General features: G+C 64.4%; 18 protein-coding genes and 1 tRNA gene. 4 read left to right on the plus strand and 15 right to left on the minus strand.

Annotation, left to right across the window (positions count from 1 at the left end; all coding sequences use genetic code 11):
- The first annotated feature begins 76 nt into the window (after positions 1-76).
- The 4 genes from pdxH to DYS74_RS12145 all read left to right on the plus strand — a co-directional run bounded on the left by pdxH (position 77) and on the right by DYS74_RS12145 (position 1,950).
- A complete protein-coding gene (pdxH, locus tag DYS74_RS12130; protein WP_121533960.1) occupies positions 77-700 on the plus strand; it encodes a pyridoxamine 5'-phosphate oxidase in 624 nt (207 codons plus the stop codon).
- 149 nt (positions 701-849) lie between these two features.
- Positions 850-1,380, plus strand: coding sequence for a cold-shock protein (locus DYS74_RS12135; protein ID WP_121533961.1), 531 nt, complete (start codon positions 850-852; stop codon positions 1,378-1,380).
- 23 nt (positions 1,381-1,403) lie between these two features.
- Positions 1,404-1,832 (plus strand): DUF192 domain-containing protein, encoded by a 429-nt coding sequence (locus DYS74_RS12140; RefSeq protein WP_245965274.1) that lies wholly within the window; start codon positions 1,404-1,406, stop codon positions 1,830-1,832.
- A 41-nt stretch (positions 1,833-1,873) separates the two neighbouring features.
- A tRNA-Pro gene (locus DYS74_RS12145) sits at positions 1,874-1,950 on the plus strand.
- A 314-nt stretch (positions 1,951-2,264) separates the two neighbouring features.
- Here the strand turns inward: DYS74_RS12145 and DYS74_RS18675 are convergent.
- The 15 genes from DYS74_RS18675 to DYS74_RS12210 all read right to left on the minus strand — a co-directional run bounded on the left by DYS74_RS18675 (position 2,265) and on the right by DYS74_RS12210 (position 13,334).
- Entirely contained in the window at positions 2,265-2,441 is a 177-nt protein-coding gene (locus DYS74_RS18675) for a hypothetical protein (protein WP_183077522.1), read from the minus strand.
- A 235-nt stretch (positions 2,442-2,676) separates the two neighbouring features.
- Complete coding sequence (locus DYS74_RS12150; RefSeq protein ID WP_147435500.1) at positions 2,677-3,384, minus strand: hypothetical protein; 708 nt, start codon at positions 3,382-3,384, stop codon at positions 2,677-2,679.
- Between the two features lie 53 nt (positions 3,385-3,437).
- Complete coding sequence (locus tag DYS74_RS12155; protein WP_121533963.1) at positions 3,438-3,887, minus strand: hypothetical protein; 450 nt, start codon at positions 3,885-3,887, stop codon at positions 3,438-3,440.
- A 677-nt stretch (positions 3,888-4,564) separates the two neighbouring features.
- Positions 4,565-4,915, minus strand: a complete 351-nt coding sequence (locus DYS74_RS12160) for a phage tail protein (RefSeq protein WP_121533964.1) — start codon at positions 4,913-4,915, stop codon at positions 4,565-4,567.
- A gap of 18 nt (positions 4,916-4,933) precedes the next feature.
- Positions 4,934-7,291, minus strand: coding sequence for a phage tail tape measure protein (locus DYS74_RS12165; RefSeq protein ID WP_121533965.1), 2,358 nt, complete (start codon positions 7,289-7,291; stop codon positions 4,934-4,936).
- A gap of 16 nt (positions 7,292-7,307) precedes the next feature.
- Positions 7,308-8,915, minus strand: a complete 1,608-nt coding sequence (locus DYS74_RS12170) for a terminase large subunit (RefSeq protein ID WP_121533966.1) — start codon at positions 8,913-8,915, stop codon at positions 7,308-7,310.
- A gap of 3 nt (positions 8,916-8,918) precedes the next feature.
- Positions 8,919-9,308 carry a P27 family phage terminase small subunit gene (locus tag DYS74_RS12175; RefSeq protein WP_121533967.1) on the minus strand — a complete coding sequence of 130 codons (390 nt, stop codon included), beginning with the start codon at positions 9,306-9,308 and terminating at the stop codon, positions 8,919-8,921.
- On the minus strand, positions 9,305-9,616 hold the full coding sequence (locus tag DYS74_RS12180; protein ID WP_121533968.1) for a phage head closure protein: 312 nt from the start codon (positions 9,614-9,616) through the stop codon (positions 9,305-9,307). The genes DYS74_RS12175 and DYS74_RS12180 overlap by 4 nt, the downstream gene beginning before the upstream one ends.
- 2 nt (positions 9,617-9,618) lie before the next feature.
- Positions 9,619-10,041 carry a DUF3168 domain-containing protein gene (locus tag DYS74_RS12185; RefSeq protein WP_121533969.1) on the minus strand — a complete coding sequence of 141 codons (423 nt, stop codon included), beginning with the start codon at positions 10,039-10,041 and terminating at the stop codon, positions 9,619-9,621.
- Entirely contained in the window at positions 10,034-10,513 is a 480-nt protein-coding gene (locus DYS74_RS12190) for an HK97 gp10 family phage protein (protein ID WP_121533970.1), read from the minus strand. The genes DYS74_RS12185 and DYS74_RS12190 overlap by 8 nt, the downstream gene beginning before the upstream one ends.
- Complete coding sequence (locus tag DYS74_RS12195; RefSeq protein WP_121533971.1) at positions 10,513-10,797, minus strand: head-tail connector protein; 285 nt, start codon at positions 10,795-10,797, stop codon at positions 10,513-10,515. Before DYS74_RS12195 ends, DYS74_RS12190 begins: the two co-directional genes overlap by 1 nt.
- A gap of 170 nt (positions 10,798-10,967) precedes the next feature.
- Positions 10,968-11,453, minus strand: coding sequence for a hypothetical protein (locus DYS74_RS18485; protein ID WP_147435502.1), 486 nt, complete (start codon positions 11,451-11,453; stop codon positions 10,968-10,970).
- Positions 11,454-11,631: 178 nt separating this feature from the next.
- The gene (locus DYS74_RS12200; protein WP_121533972.1) at positions 11,632-11,985 is read right to left on the minus strand and encodes an HNH endonuclease signature motif containing protein; all 354 of its coding nucleotides are present in this window, start codon (positions 11,983-11,985) and stop codon (positions 11,632-11,634) included.
- Positions 11,985-12,707 (minus strand): tail assembly protein, encoded by a 723-nt coding sequence (locus DYS74_RS12205; protein ID WP_121533973.1) that lies wholly within the window; start codon positions 12,705-12,707, stop codon positions 11,985-11,987. The genes DYS74_RS12200 and DYS74_RS12205 overlap by 1 nt, the downstream gene beginning before the upstream one ends.
- Entirely contained in the window at positions 12,708-13,334 is a 627-nt protein-coding gene (locus DYS74_RS12210) for a phage tail assembly chaperone (RefSeq protein WP_121533974.1), read from the minus strand. It abuts the gene before it with no gap.
- Positions 13,335-13,336: the final 2 nt, after the last annotated feature.

Here is a 13,336-nt window from a genome sequence, read left to right on the forward strand (position 1 = left end):
TCTGGGGGCATCAAGGCTGGACAGGGGCAGGGCAGGGGCCTTGCCCGCAGGGAAGGCCGCCACGATGGAGGATCGGATGAGCGACAGAACCGGGATCTTTGCGGGCGATGACCCGTTTGCACTGGCCAGCGCCTGGCTGGCCGAGGCGGAAAAGACCGAGATCAACGATCCGAACGCGATCGCCATCGCCTCGGTCGATGCCGAGGGCATGCCGAATGTGCGCATGGTGCTCCTGAAGGAGATCGAGGGGCGCGACGCGCCCTCGGGCGGCGCCTTCGTCGTCTATACCAACTACACCTCCCGCAAGGGCGAGGAGATCCTGGGCGCCGGCAAGGCGGCCTTCGTGATGCACTGGAAGAGCCTGCGCCGGCAGATCCGGGTGCGCGGCCTGGTGACCAAGGAGGACGGTCCGCAGGCCGACGCCTATTACGCCTCGCGCGCGCTGACCTCGCGGCTCGGGGCCTGGGCCTCGCACCAGAGCCAGCCGCTTTCCTCGCGCACCGCGCTGATGGCCGAGGTGGCGAAGGTGACCGCGCAGAAGGGGCCGAACCCGCCGCGTCCGCCGTTCTGGGGCGGGCTGCGGATCACCCCGCTCGAGATCGAATTCTGGGCCGACGGCGCCTTCCGGCTGCACGACCGCTTCCGCTGGACCCGGCCCGATGCGACCTCGGAGTGGCAGATTCAGCGCCTGAATCCGTAAAAAAATCGCGCATTTCACGCTTCGTGAAATGCGCGGGTCGGGTTTTCCTTACTTTTTTCGCTTGAATCCGTCTGCCTTGCTGTGACACTTGGGCAAGGCGGAGGACTCCGCTCCGGCTTGCGCCGGATCGAAGTGATGGACGGATAGCGATGAACGATTTGAGGGCCGAAGCCCGGACCGTGACGGGGCGCGTGAAATGGTTCGATCCGGGCAAGGGGTTCGGCTTTATCGTCGATCAGGAGGGCGGTCCTGACATCTTGCTGCATGCCAATGTGCTGCGCAATTTCGGGCAGGGCTCGGTGGCGGACAATGCCGGCATCACGGTCGTGGTGCAGGCGACGCCGCGCGGCGCGCAGGCGGTCGAGGTGATCGAGATCGTGCCGCCCGAGGCCGAGGGACGCCCGGCCCCGATCGAGGATCTGGGCGAGACCGACCCCGAGGCGCTGGCGGCGCTGCCGCTTGAACCGGCGCGGGTGAAGTGGTTTGACAAGGGCAAGGGCTTCGGCTTTGCCAACGTCTGGGGGCGACCCGAGGACGTGTTCATCCACATCGAGGTGCTGCGCCGGTCGGGCTTTGCCGATCTCGCGGCCGGGGAGGCGGTATGTCTGCGGGTGATCGAGGGGCGGCGTGGCCGCATGGCGGCGCAGGTCGTCGCCTGGGATATGGCGCTCTCGCGCTGAGCCTGCTGCTGGCCGCGGCCCCTGTGGCTGCGGCGCCGGTGTGCCGCGACGACAGTGCGATCCTCCAGCGCGCCGATGGCACGCCGATCGCCACCTTCACCGTCGAGATCGCCGATGACGCAGCCGAGCGCGAGCGGGGCCTGATGCAGCGCCCCTCGCTGCCGAAGGCGGCGGGGATGCTCTTCGTCTACCCGTCCGAGCGGCCGGTCGCCTTCTGGATGCATGACACGCTGATTCCGCTCGACATCATCTTCCTGGACGGGGCGGGGCGGGTGATCTCGGTGCAGGCCGAGGCGCGGCCGCGCGATGACACGCCGCTGCCCTCGCAAGGCGCGGCGCAGTATGTTCTCGAAATCAATGGCGGCCTTGCTGACCGGCTGGGGATCGGTGCGGGCACGGTGCTCTCGCATCCGGCGATTGCGGCCGGGCGCGCGGCGATCCCCTGTCGCTGACCCCTTTTCACCGGCGCCCGCCGCCTGTAGGAAGAACCCGTCGGGGCGTAGCGCAGCCTGGTAGCGCGTCTGTTTTGGGTACAGAAGGCCGTGAGTTCGAATCTCGCCGCCCCGACCATCTAAAATTTCCGTTGCGAATCAATGACTTGAGTCAATCTTGTCGCCGCCATGTGTTACAGTCGCGTGGGTGTAACACATGGGCCATGCGAGCCTAGTGTGACTCGTCCGGCAGCTGGCAACTCGAAATGGAAAAGGGCGAGGCCGTGAAGCCCCGCCCTCTCACGGATAAAGTTCTGAGCACCGCGCAGCCAGAGAATAGCCGCCGTGCCATGTCGGGGTTGATGGATGCCCTCCGCGCACTGTTCCGACTGATCGCAGCTCGCTAGTGGGTAAGGAACCACAGGGGCGGGCCAGCCCTATTCAGTTGTCAGTTCACGCGGCGATCTGCGCCACGCCCTCGCAATCGTCCCGACAGCCCTCGGGCATGACGCCCGCGTTCGCCAGCACGATCTTGACTGCACTCTCGGGGTCCGCCGGGTGCTGCGCGGCCTCCACCAGATCGGCGGCGAGGCGGTGCCAGACTTCATCGCTGAGATAGATGTTCTTCATTGGTGGCTCCCTGTTTCGATAGGCCAGATTCTAGACCGCGGCGGATTCGGAGCGCAAGAGGAAATTCCCGTAAAGCCATGAAATGATTAGTGATTATCGCTAAGCGCTAATCCATGTCGATCTGATCCATCAGGGCGTCAAGCTTGGCAATCGCGGCGGCCTCGGCGGCGGCTTCGATCATATCCAGCTCTTCGTCAGTCAGCTCCGCCGGGGCCGGTGCTGCGCTCGGCTTACCCTACCTGAGAACGATCACGGCACCATCCTTGCGAATGGCTTTGGCCGTGCGCAGTGTCTCAATTGCGCCACCCACGAGCTTCCGCACCGCGTCCTCGGTGATGCTCAGTTTTTGCGCGAGGTCACTGACCACCGGGTCATTGATCGGATCGAACCGGCCCATCTCAAGCAACCGAGCGCACACCATAAAGGCGACGTGTTGCTTGCTCGGGGCGAAGGGGTTTTGACCGCGGCCAATAGCGGTGCGGATGTGTTCGCGGCGCTTCTCGTTGCGCTCATTGCGCTCTGTCTTCTTTTGATCGGGCGTCAGCGTGACGTTGCGCCGGTATGATCTGACCTCGCGACCCTCTGCCTCGGCCCGGTCGGCATACTCCATCCGCGTCTTGGCGAGCTTCGTCTGATATTCAGGATCTGCGGCGCGTGCCCTGGCGCGGGCGGCCTTCACCTTCGGGTCGGTGCGCTTCTGCCGGTTCGCGTCCGCGAGCAACTTCTCTTGAAAGTCGGTGAGACTGGAATACCAATCTTGCTCGCCCGCGGGGTCTTCCTCCCGGTCGGGCTTGGTCTTGTAAAGCTCGCGAGCGTAGGCGCGCGAACTCTTCGCGGTGATGCCATTGGGGTATTTGGCGCGAAACCACGTCAGCGTTTCCGCGTCGGGTTGCCCGGCATAGAGCTTCGGCACTAGCGGCTTGATCGTGGTCGCGGTGGTCATGAAAGTGCCCGTTGTAGAGGGGGCGGGCCGAGCGCCGCAACGCTCGGCCCCACTCATTCGGCGGTCTTGTCGATCTGATTTGCCAGATCAACAGCAACGTCCAAGTTCAGCGGGAACTCGCGCTTCGTGATGGGCGACACGATCTTCACGCCGTTACCTGCGCGCTTCACCTTGACGCCGGTCAGAGCGCCGAGACCTTCGAGCCACCGCGCCTTGCGCTCGGGGTCCGAGGGGGTCAGCTCGCCAGACTCGCGCAGGAGGTCCGCGAGGGTCGGGCCTTCGCCAAGCGGGATCGTTACTTCAAAGCCGGACGCGGCCTTCACCACGATCTCGGGGCCGGTCTTGGTCACGTCGAGGCCGGGAATGTCGGCGGGGATCGTGCCTTTCGCGATCTCGGCCCGGACGAAATCGGCGATCACTTCGGGGATGGTCTGGCTCTTGGCGCGCGCGATCATGCGGAGCTGTTCCGCGCGTTCATTGGGGAGGCTGATATGGGTCGGCATTGTATCTTCGATAGGTTGATGAACTGACTTCAACATAAACACTTAAGTGTTATGTGTCAATGGGTGACCGAAGGATATTTGTGTTTCTCCGAATTTCTTGGAACCCATTTCGCTGGCCGGAATGGGAAAAGACATGTCAGCATTCCTTTCCAGTCTTACGAAGGCGCACCCGGAGGTGATACGGTTTTGCACGTTACGGAGCCGAGGGGGGACGGAACCGAAGAGGAAGAAAACTGCACGATACCGCACCCGAAGAGGAAGAAAACTGCACGTTACGGCACCCGGAGGTGAGGGTGAGACAAATTTCTTCTAGGTGTTGAAGTCGCACCCGGAGGAGAGAAAGAGACACCCGGAGGCGTGTGAGACAAATTTCTTCCTATTATAGGTAATTCTCTTAGTAAGAGGTATTCACTAAGATAGGCGGAAATTTGTCTCACGTTTGCTTCCGTTCCCATCCCCGGCTGCGAAGAAAGCTACCTTTCTTCTCACACCCTCCCTCGGTCCCGAAAGGGGAGGCTCCCGGCTCAAACAAAGACGCACCCGGCACCCAACGCGGTCGTGTCGTCGCCAGACTCAACAGGAGAGTCACAGGCGCGCATCTAGGGGTCTCCGGCCACCCCACCACCCGGAAGCCCCTCGAGACTCACCCACGAGCCTAAAAACGGCCTCTGCGTCGATCAGGTTAGAATCGTGAAGTTCTCCACCAGTGTCGCAGTGAAGGTGCAGGGCGCCGCGTCTGTCATGCTCCACTCGGCGCACGTCCACTTCCTCGGCGCCGTTTCGCCGTTTAGCACAAAATAGAACGGCACGTTCCCGCCTTGTCCGATGAAGAACGTGTCCAGCGCAAACGCCTCGTCGCGGGTCAGCGCATCCCACTTCAAGGTGATCTGCTTGCGGATGTGGTTGAGGCCAGCCGGTGCCGAGAGAGTGTAGCCGTCGCCAAAGTCAGCCGTGCGCAGGCTGACCTTGTTTGCGATACCTGTTCCGGGTGACGGACGGGGCGACGGGTCGAAGGTGTTCAGGGCCATGTCAGCGTCTCCCGTCGATCAGCGCAGCATCCCGCCGGGGCGCATCTGGTTCACAAGTTCTTTCTGCACCAGTGCCCGGAACATGCGTTCAGCCTGTTCTGCCATCTGGGCGGCAAGGTCAGCGTTCTGGGCAGGTGTGCCGCCGGTCGCGTTGACAGTGATCGGGGCGCTGATCGTGACGGCCTGCGCGGGACTCCCAGAGCGCCCGAGAGTGCCCTTGCTGATCGCCGGGGCATCACCTACCAGCCCGCCCCCGGAATAGCCTCTGAGCGCCCGCGTATGAAGCGTGTCGAGGGCGTCCACGCCAAGGCGCTGCACCGCGGTCTTGGACATGACAAACTCGCCCTTGTGAACGATGCCCGCCGGCTGAAACTTCCCACCGTCGCCAGTATAGCCACCGGCCGCGAAGCCCAGCAGGCCACCGAGGCCCGCTGCCAGATCGGTTCCACTGAACATGCCGACGAACATCTTGTTCAGCTGCGCCTTGGCGAGCTCCGCCAGGAGCTGGACGAGGGCTTCCTCGGCGGTCATGGCCCCCGTCGCGACGGCGGTGAAGACATCCGCCAGTGACTGGGCGCCAGCTTTCCCGGCCTCGTCGGCCTTCCTGAGCTTGGCGGCGGCCCTCTCGGCCTCGCTCCCGGCTTGCGCATAGCCCTGCGCCATCGCGTCAATCTGCGCCGTCAGCTCGGGCGTGATCTGCTTGCCCTCGGCCTGCGCCGCGGCCAAGAGCTTCGCCTTCGCATGGGCGGCATCCAGAGCGACGGCATAGTCAGAGCCCGCAGCCGCAGCGGCCACCAGCGCCACCGCCTCGGCGTCGAGCGCGGCCTTCTCGCGTTCAAGGTCAGCGACGGCCGCCGCGTAGCTGTCATGCGACCGACCACCAGCACCGCCGCCACCCCCCTTGCCAGATCCGCCGCCGACATTCTCGGAAATCATCGCAGGCGCAGCCTTCGGACGCGGCGAGGCCTCGGGCGCATATTGCCCCGGGGGCAGCTCGATCTCCGCAGCTGTCAGGCCGGTTCCGGTGGTCATGGGGAGTGACCCACCCGGCAGTGCCTCACGGGCCTCGCGGGCCTTCTGGCGAAGCGCTTCGAGTGCATCCCAGAGCCCGCCCAACCGTTCGATGACCTTCGAAAAGCGCGGGTTGTCGTCAATCTCATTCACCGAGGCCAGCGCGTCCTGCGCCTTGCGGATCAGCTCGGCCATGCGCTTCTCGAAATCGCCAGCGCTGATCTCGCCTCGATCAAGCTGACCGGAAAGCGTCTGCATTGACAGGGCGGCATCTTCCAGCGCCTCACCGGCGCCGGTGTCGCCCATCCGCCGCAGCTCGCCACCGAACCGCGTGAGGATTGGCGCAAGCGTGTCGGCCTGCGACGCGAAGCGCTCGTAAAGGCTCAGCAGATCGCCGATGGCCTGCGCGTTGTCGGCGACGGCCTGCCCGTTGCCTTCAAGCGCCCCGTTGACGTTCGGCCCGAGGATCTGGGGAGCCTGCGCGCGATTGCGGAACAGGTCCGAGGCCGCGAGCTTGTCGGTTTCGATCTGCGCGTTCAGCACCTGGGCAACAAAATCGGCGACGCCAAGCGCAGTCCGCTGCCAGCCCCGATGAATGCTATCGGTGAGCGCCGTATAGCGCCGGTCGAGCTGATCGGCTTTGTCGATCTGCTCTTGGGTGAGCACCGAGGCCCGCCCCATCATCGCCGAAATCCCACGCTCGCCGCGTCCAAGCATCTCAACGAGGCGCTCGCCGCCGGTGCCGCCGAATACCTCGTCGGCGATGCGGATCTGTGCGGCCTTGTCGAAGCCTTCGAGGCGCCTAATGATTTCGAGCATGAGCGCCGAGGGGTCTTTCAGACGCTTGGCAAGGTCGGTTGCCGAAAATCCGAGGCGCTTGAACGCATCCGCGCCCGAGCCGCTGCCTGTGGTGACGAACTCGTCAGCGCGCAGCGACAGCTCCTTGAAGCCATCGGTCAGCGCATCAATCGAAATCCGGTTCTGTGTGGCGACGTAGCTCCACCGCTGGAAGGCTTCGGCCTCCACGCCCGCGCGCCGGGCTTCGTTGCCGATCTCGGCAATGCCCCTCACCGTCTCGCGGATCTGGCCCGCTGCGGTGCCCAGAGCTGCACCGATGCCAGCACCCGCCAGCCCCGCGATGCCGACGCCGACGCCGGGCAGCGGAATGCTCTTGAAAGCGCCCGCCATCTTCGAGCCGAGGCCGGTATAGGTCGCGGCCATGCGGTCTGCCGACCGCTTCGCGCGGGTTTCCATGTCGCGGGCGAACTTCGATTGCGTTTGGCTCGCGCGCTTCAGCGCCCTTTCCAGCTTGTCCACGCGCGCTTCAACCGGGACGATCAGGCCGGGCAGTGCAATATCAGTCATTTCAAAATCTCACTCGTCAAAACACATAGAGTCCGCCCGCACCGGGCGCGTTGTAGGCACTGGAATTGCCGCCGCTCAGCGCAAGCCGCCCGACTGCCATCGCAGCCGCCACCGATCCGTCAATATGGCCGTGCTTCTTGTCGGCCTTGTCCTGCCAGATCAGGCCGTTTCGTTCGACGGCATACACACCTTCGAAGTGCCGGCGCAGAACCGCGTTGCCGTCATGCCGGATCAGGCGACCATTCACGGCGCGCACAAGCTCACCATTGGCAGGCCCCATCTGCGTCAGGTTCTGCCGAAACTGCACCATCGGCAGGCCGTCGGTGTAAAGCTCGGCTGCCATCGCTTGCAGCTTGTGCGGGTCATAGGCGACCTCTTGGACGTTATGGCGCGCACAGATTTCCACGATCTTGTCGGCCACCACCTGTTGCGGGACCACCGGGCCGGGGACCGCTTCAATCAGCCCATCCCTGACCCATTGCTTATAGGGCAGACCTTCGAGGCGTTCGCGCTCTTCCAGCGTCTCGGCCTGCACATAGAACCACGGCTTAATCGTGATTTGCCCGTCAGGATGCGCCCACGCTGCGACGATAGCCGAGAGGTCGCCAGAGGACGCATAGTCAACGCCTACCCAGCAATCCAGCGCCTCAAGGTCGGCTTCGTCGTTATCAAACCGACGCGCGTCGAAGGTGTCCATGTTGAACAGGGGCGCGGTGCTGTTGCCCAGCCATTCGTTCAGGGCGTATTGCCGGAAGGAATATGCCTCGGAAGGGTTTTCCCTGGCCTCGGTCGCCTTCGTGCGCAGCTCGGACAAGACCGGGTAGCCGTAGCTCAGGCCGGGGTTGACCTTGTGCCACGTCGCCTCATCCAGCCAATCGTCATCTTCTCCGGGCTCGAAGATGACCGGCAGGATTTCCGGGTTCACGATCTCGCCGAGGGCGATCTTGCGCACGTAGCTGTAACGATCATACGCCAGCCCCTCGCGGCCCCGGCCTGCGGTCGTCGCGGTGATCCAGAGACCACCGGCGCGCTTGGTCATACCGGATCGCAGGGCCTCCCAGAGGTCACGCCCCTTCCAGACGTGAACCTCATCGGCGAGAACGAATGTCGGCGTTGTGCCGTGCATCGCCTTGCCGTCGCTCGACACCGCCTTGAGCGTCGAGCCGTCGCGGGTGCTCCTGATCGTCTTCGGCGCGTTGTTCGCGTCATAGACCTTCGTCACGGCTGCAACGCGCGCGTCCTGACGGATGATCTCGGCAGCCTCGCGAAAGCCGATGCCAGCTTGTTCACGATCCGAAGCGGCAAAGATGATCTGACCGGCAGGCACGCGTTCGGGTCCAATCAAGTGCAACAGCGCCAGCGCAGCCGCGAGCGAGGTCTTCCGGTTGCCACGGGGAACCTGCAACCAGACTTCCTTGACGATCCGCGAGCCGTCCGCGTTGCGCGGCCCATAGATGCGCCGAACGATCCGCTCTTGCCACGGGTCGAGCTGAAAGGCGCGCTTCGGTTCCGTGCTGGCCGGGTGGCGCAGACGGCGCAGGAACTGCACGGCGCGCTCGCCATGGCCGAGGGGGTCGGGGATCGGCGAGTTATCGAAGACCCATTCAGGATAGGTGCTTGCCATGCGTCACACCGCCAGCGGGTCGTCGTCGTCGGGATCATCGGGCGCAGCCGAACCGATCCGGGCGCGCGACGTGGGGGTGAGGCCGTATTCGCTCGCGAGCTGGCGCGCGGTCTGTGCGTAGCGGATTTGAAGCCCGCCCAGCTTCAAATCGGGCACCGGGTTCTGTGCGAGGATTTTGGCGATCTGGCGCACCGCACCGGCAGCAACACAGTAGTTCTCCACGCCCGCGAGGTCGCCCTTCGTGATGATCCGGCGCGCGATCAGTTGGGGCATGACACGCTTCCACTCAGCCTTTGCATAAGCCGAGAGCCACGAGGGCGCGGGCGGTGCCTTCGCCAGTGCTTCGGTGTCGGGTGCCAGTGCGGGCTTGATGCCACGTTGATGCACGCTCATGCCGCTACCGCCCGCAGCTCAAGGCCGCGCCTGCGCCCGATCTCGGCAATGGCGACGATGTTCCACGCCTTGCCGCCGTGAAGGATGCGATCGGCCACCGACACGCCCGGAATCCACCGGATCAGAAACACCGCGTTGTTCTCGGTGCCTTCAATCGCGGTCGTCAGGAACTCGGAAATCCCGGCCTGCCGAAGCTCAGCACGCCCGGTCGCATAGGTTTCCCATGCGCTCGACACGGCACCCGAGGCCGCGACGGTCTCGGTCTGCCGTTGCAGCTCGATCAGGTTTTGAAGTTTGCCCGACTGCATGGTCACACCCTCCACCGCACCACGGCCTCAAGGACCATCGCGCCATGCGTCAGGCTCAGCTCGGGTTTGGGGTCGCGCAGCCACACCGTGCTCGGCGCGTGCCATTCGTCCACGATCAGCTCGGGCGTGTCCTTCGGGCCGAACTCAAGCGCACCATGCACAGCCGCCCCGATCATCCGGGCGGTGTCGGCGCCGTCTTCCTGCGCCCAGATGTGCAACGTGATGAACACCCGCGCCACGCGCTGCGAACCGGCAGCCCGACCGAGGTATTCGGTGCGTGCATCGCCGAGCACCACCGAGGGCAGACGCTCAGGGCGCACCGCACCGGCCCGGATGTTCTCGGGCGTCACCAGCGCGACCACCGCGGGCGAGCCGATCAGCGTCGAGCGCACAGCGGTCTGAAAGGCAAGGGCGGGGTCAATCATTGCCGCCTGCCTGCGCCGCTTCGCGCACGGCCTTGCCCACGGCCCGGCCGATCCGGCGCTTCGCCCGGTCCTGCGTCAGACGCGCCGCCGGCAGGAGGAACGGCTGCGCCTCGGTGCCGGGGTGCTGCGTGCCAGCGAAGAGTCCGCCGTTCTCGTGCGGCTTCGTGCCGAACTCGACAAGGTGGCCGTGCCGCTGCTCGGGGTTGCCCGCAGTGACAAGCGCCTGATTGTCGGCAGCGATGCGACGACCGCCGCCCTCGGCATAGGCGGGTGTTTCCGCACCGGGCGGCGTGACCGCGATGCTCGCTTTCAGATCGCCCGAGTCCTCGGGGGCGAGACTGCGCGCCACCTGGGCGAGGTCTTCGGCGGACTGCACCAGCGCAGGGCGCACCGCCGCAAGGATGGCCACGGGGATCGCTTCGAGGCGCTTCGCCAGCCGCGCGGCCTGTGCGTTCAGGTCGAACTCGGCCATCACACCGCCCACGCGCGTTGCGATTGCAGGAGGTCATGCACGCCGAACGGGACCGAGTAGGCGTTGCCACCAGTCAGCGCAGCCTCGCGCTGCTCATACCAGAAGGCCGAGAGCATGAGCACGGCCTGCCGGATCGTGGCCGGGAGAGGGTCAGGAAGGGGCGCGCCGATGAAGCTCGAAGCATAGGCCTCGGCAGCGTCGATCTTCGCGGCCAGCAAGGCGTCATCCAGATCGGAATCAAGATTGAGCTGAGCTTTCAGCTCGGCGATGGTAACAACGGACATACTCGAAAACTCGTAAGCGGAACAATTGGGGTATCATAGCACCTTATGGAAGGCACTTGAATACATAAGGAAAAGTTATTTCGTGCACATCCTGCGCGGACCTCCCCCCGCCGGTCCCTAAAAAGGGCGCAAATTGGAGACCACCCCGGCACCTTGACCGGCGTCAGGCTTCAGGCTCTTCTGCGCTTGTCGGACGGATCCAGAGCCTCGGCAATCGAGCGACCAGCTCGCAGGCGGTTCTTGATCGTCAGCACCTTCAGGCCGGTGCGCGCTGACCACTCAGCGAGTGTCAGGGTCTCGCCCTCATGGGTGAGGCGCTTTGCCGGGGTGCCGCGCGCCCAAGTGCCGCCCGTCGCCGCAGCCTTCGAGCGTTCCCTCGCCTCTTCAACCGAAGTCGTCAGTGCTTCCTCGACTGACCAGCCTGACCGCAGCCGCCCGTTCAGCGTATGGAATTTGATGCCGGTGCGCGCTGACCACTCTTCGAGCGTCAGGGTCTCGCCTTCAAAGGTGTAACGAATAGGCTCTGGCTTGACCTTCGGGGCAGGGGCTGGCTCGCGTTTCGCAAGGCTGCGCACATCACGCGGTTCAGCGACCAGCTCTTCAGGCGAAGGGGCCGCTGCGATCCGAGGCCCCATGCGCTCGATCAGCGCTTGCATGTCGATACCGGCTAGGCTGCACGCCTTAGCCAGATCAGAACTCGGCGTTGTTAGGTAGTCACGCGCACGACGGCACTCAAGCAAACGCGCCCTTGCTTTGCCGACTTCAGAGCCGGGGCCATAAAGCGCGTCTTCAACTGCCAGTAAGAGAACCGATTGCCAAAGACGTTTCTCAGCATCAGGTGCCGACGACATGGCTTGCGCGCTCTTCGCGTTGCTTGTGGCGGTTGTGACAGGGCGCGCAGAGCGGTTGCCAGTTGTGGCGGTCCCAGAAGAGCGCCTTGTTTCCCCGGTGCGGGATGATGTGATCGACCACCGTCGCAGGCGCACCGCACATAGCGCAATCGGGGTGTGCGGCAAGGAACGCCTTGCGCTCCTTCTGCCAGTCGGTCGTGTATCCACGCTCGCGGGCTGAGGGGCGTTTCGCATCGTGGCGGCGGTTCCGGGCGCGGGTGCTGGCGATCTGGCAGGCGCAACGCGCGCCATGGGCGACCAAGCGGCCACAGGTGCAGATATGGGGCGGGCGAGGCATCAGTGATCGCTTTGGAAGAAGATCGGCGGCAGCCCGTTGTTGCCGCTGGTCTCGGTAGTCTTTTGCTCGTCCGTTGCTTTGTTGGTGAACGGCGCGAAGAGAGTCTTCACATCGAGCGTGGTTTTCTGCTTGCCCTTCGGCCCGACCTTGGTGGTCAGGATACCGTTGATCATGGTGCCGCCGCAGACGACTTCACCGTATGCGATCGGAACGATGCCGCCCTCGCGGGTAGTGGTGACGGGGCCAGACGAGGAGTAGTTCGGATCTTCCTTCTCGGTCTCTTGCTGGGGCGCGATAAGCGAGGCCACGCCGGTCAGAAGCAGGCCGGTGCCCAATGACCCTATAACCGAAGCCGTTGACATAGTGCCGCCTGCAAACAGTGGCGCTGCAAGCGCAGCGCCACCGAAAGCAGAAAGGCCAATCAGAGCGATGCCGGCGATGACCTTACCGATGCCGCCGCGCTTAGAGCCCTTCAGGACCGGAACGATGTGCAGATCTTGCTTGCCGAGCTTGAAGCCGGGCAGGTCTTCCTCGCCCAGTTCGAGACCGTTCTTCTCGGTCTTGCCGACGACAACGCGGTAGAAGCCTTCGCGAATATGGTTGGCAAAGCCTGCGAAGTTCGCCCGCAAGGCTTGAATAGCCTCGGGGACAGTATCGACGGCGAATTGATGACTACGGCCAAAGGTCTTGCCGATGTTTCCGTGAAGATGAATCGTGCGCATTTACATGGCTTTCAGGCGAGCCAGCCCAGCCCGGTCGAAGTCAGGATCGAGACCCGCTTCAGTGTTGGCTTGGCGCTGTGCTGCGGTTTGTTTTGAATTGGTTTGACCCGGTGCGCTTTGATCCGACCCGCCGTTGACCGCGATCAGGTGCGCAATCTTGCCCTCAAAAGCCTGTGCGATCTCGGCGGGGGTGGCGGCCCAGGTCTCGGCGGGCGACCATCCGAGCCACCCGGTGCCAAGGCGAAACAGCTCTGCATAGGTCTCGGACCACGGCTTCGGCTGCGTCAGCGCGGGCGACGTCTTTTCGCCTGTGTCGTCGCCATCCAGCGGGGAGAGGAACAGCGCCATCAGCTCGGCCAGAGGCTCGGCCGCGGCGGCCTTGATCTCGGCAAGCGGGCGGTTCTCGAAGGAATGCAGAAGGGCCTCGGCGGCGAACCCAGAAACCGCAGAGGCCCGAATGAGCGCTTGCACCGTTTCGAGCGAGAACTGACCGAGGCGAACCACAAACCTCGGCCAGCCATCGTGCAAGCGCTCAAGCGTCATCGCCGCGCGCAGGGTGGGCCGGAGCGTCACGACATGGGGGCCGTGGCGCACCGTCACCTCAGAACTGCGCGCGAGCGGGTTCATGC

Origin of the sequence: Paenirhodobacter hankyongi (genome assembly GCF_003664585.1) — a bacterium.
In the GTDB taxonomy this organism is placed as follows: Bacteria; Pseudomonadota; Alphaproteobacteria; order Rhodobacterales; family Rhodobacteraceae; genus Rhodobacter; species Rhodobacter hankyongi.

What these genes read in the sequence shown, in the direction of transcription:
- pdxH (WP_121533960.1), top strand. Translation starts at nt 77, where the DNA reads ATGAGCGACAGAACCGGGATCTTTGCGGGCGATGACCCGTTTGCACTG.
- DYS74_RS12135 (WP_121533961.1), top strand. Translation starts at nt 850, where the DNA reads ATGAACGATTTGAGGGCCGAAGCCCGGACCGTGACGGGGCGCGTGAAA.
- DYS74_RS18675 (WP_183077522.1), bottom strand. Translation starts at nt 2,441, where the DNA reads ATGAAGAACATCTATCTCAGCGATGAAGTCTGGCACCGCCTCGCCGCC.
- DYS74_RS12150 (WP_147435500.1), bottom strand. Translation starts at nt 3,384, where the DNA reads ATGACCACCGCGACCACGATCAAGCCGCTAGTGCCGAAGCTCTATGCC.
- DYS74_RS12155 (WP_121533963.1), bottom strand. Translation starts at nt 3,887, where the DNA reads ATGCCGACCCATATCAGCCTCCCCAATGAACGCGCGGAACAGCTCCGC.
- DYS74_RS12160 (WP_121533964.1), bottom strand. Translation starts at nt 4,915, where the DNA reads ATGGCCCTGAACACCTTCGACCCGTCGCCCCGTCCGTCACCCGGAACA.
- DYS74_RS12165 (WP_121533965.1), bottom strand. Translation starts at nt 7,291, where the DNA reads ATGACTGATATTGCACTGCCCGGCCTGATCGTCCCGGTTGAAGCGCGC.
- DYS74_RS12170 (WP_121533966.1), bottom strand. Translation starts at nt 8,915, where the DNA reads ATGGCAAGCACCTATCCTGAATGGGTCTTCGATAACTCGCCGATCCCC.
- DYS74_RS12175 (WP_121533967.1), bottom strand. Translation starts at nt 9,308, where the DNA reads ATGAGCGTGCATCAACGTGGCATCAAGCCCGCACTGGCACCCGACACC.
- DYS74_RS12180 (WP_121533968.1), bottom strand. Translation starts at nt 9,616, where the DNA reads ATGCAGTCGGGCAAACTTCAAAACCTGATCGAGCTGCAACGGCAGACC.
- DYS74_RS12185 (WP_121533969.1), bottom strand. Translation starts at nt 10,041, where the DNA reads ATGATTGACCCCGCCCTTGCCTTTCAGACCGCTGTGCGCTCGACGCTG.
- DYS74_RS12190 (WP_121533970.1), bottom strand. Translation starts at nt 10,513, where the DNA reads ATGGCCGAGTTCGACCTGAACGCACAGGCCGCGCGGCTGGCGAAGCGC.
- DYS74_RS12195 (WP_121533971.1), bottom strand. Translation starts at nt 10,797, where the DNA reads ATGTCCGTTGTTACCATCGCCGAGCTGAAAGCTCAGCTCAATCTTGAT.
- DYS74_RS18485 (WP_147435502.1), bottom strand. Translation starts at nt 11,453, where the DNA reads ATGCAAGCGCTGATCGAGCGCATGGGGCCTCGGATCGCAGCGGCCCCT.
- DYS74_RS12200 (WP_121533972.1), bottom strand. Translation starts at nt 11,985, where the DNA reads ATGCCTCGCCCGCCCCATATCTGCACCTGTGGCCGCTTGGTCGCCCAT.
- DYS74_RS12205 (WP_121533973.1), bottom strand. Translation starts at nt 12,707, where the DNA reads ATGCGCACGATTCATCTTCACGGAAACATCGGCAAGACCTTTGGCCGT.
- DYS74_RS12210 (WP_121533974.1), bottom strand. Translation starts at nt 13,334, where the DNA reads ATGAACCCGCTCGCGCGCAGTTCTGAGGTGACGGTGCGCCACGGCCCC.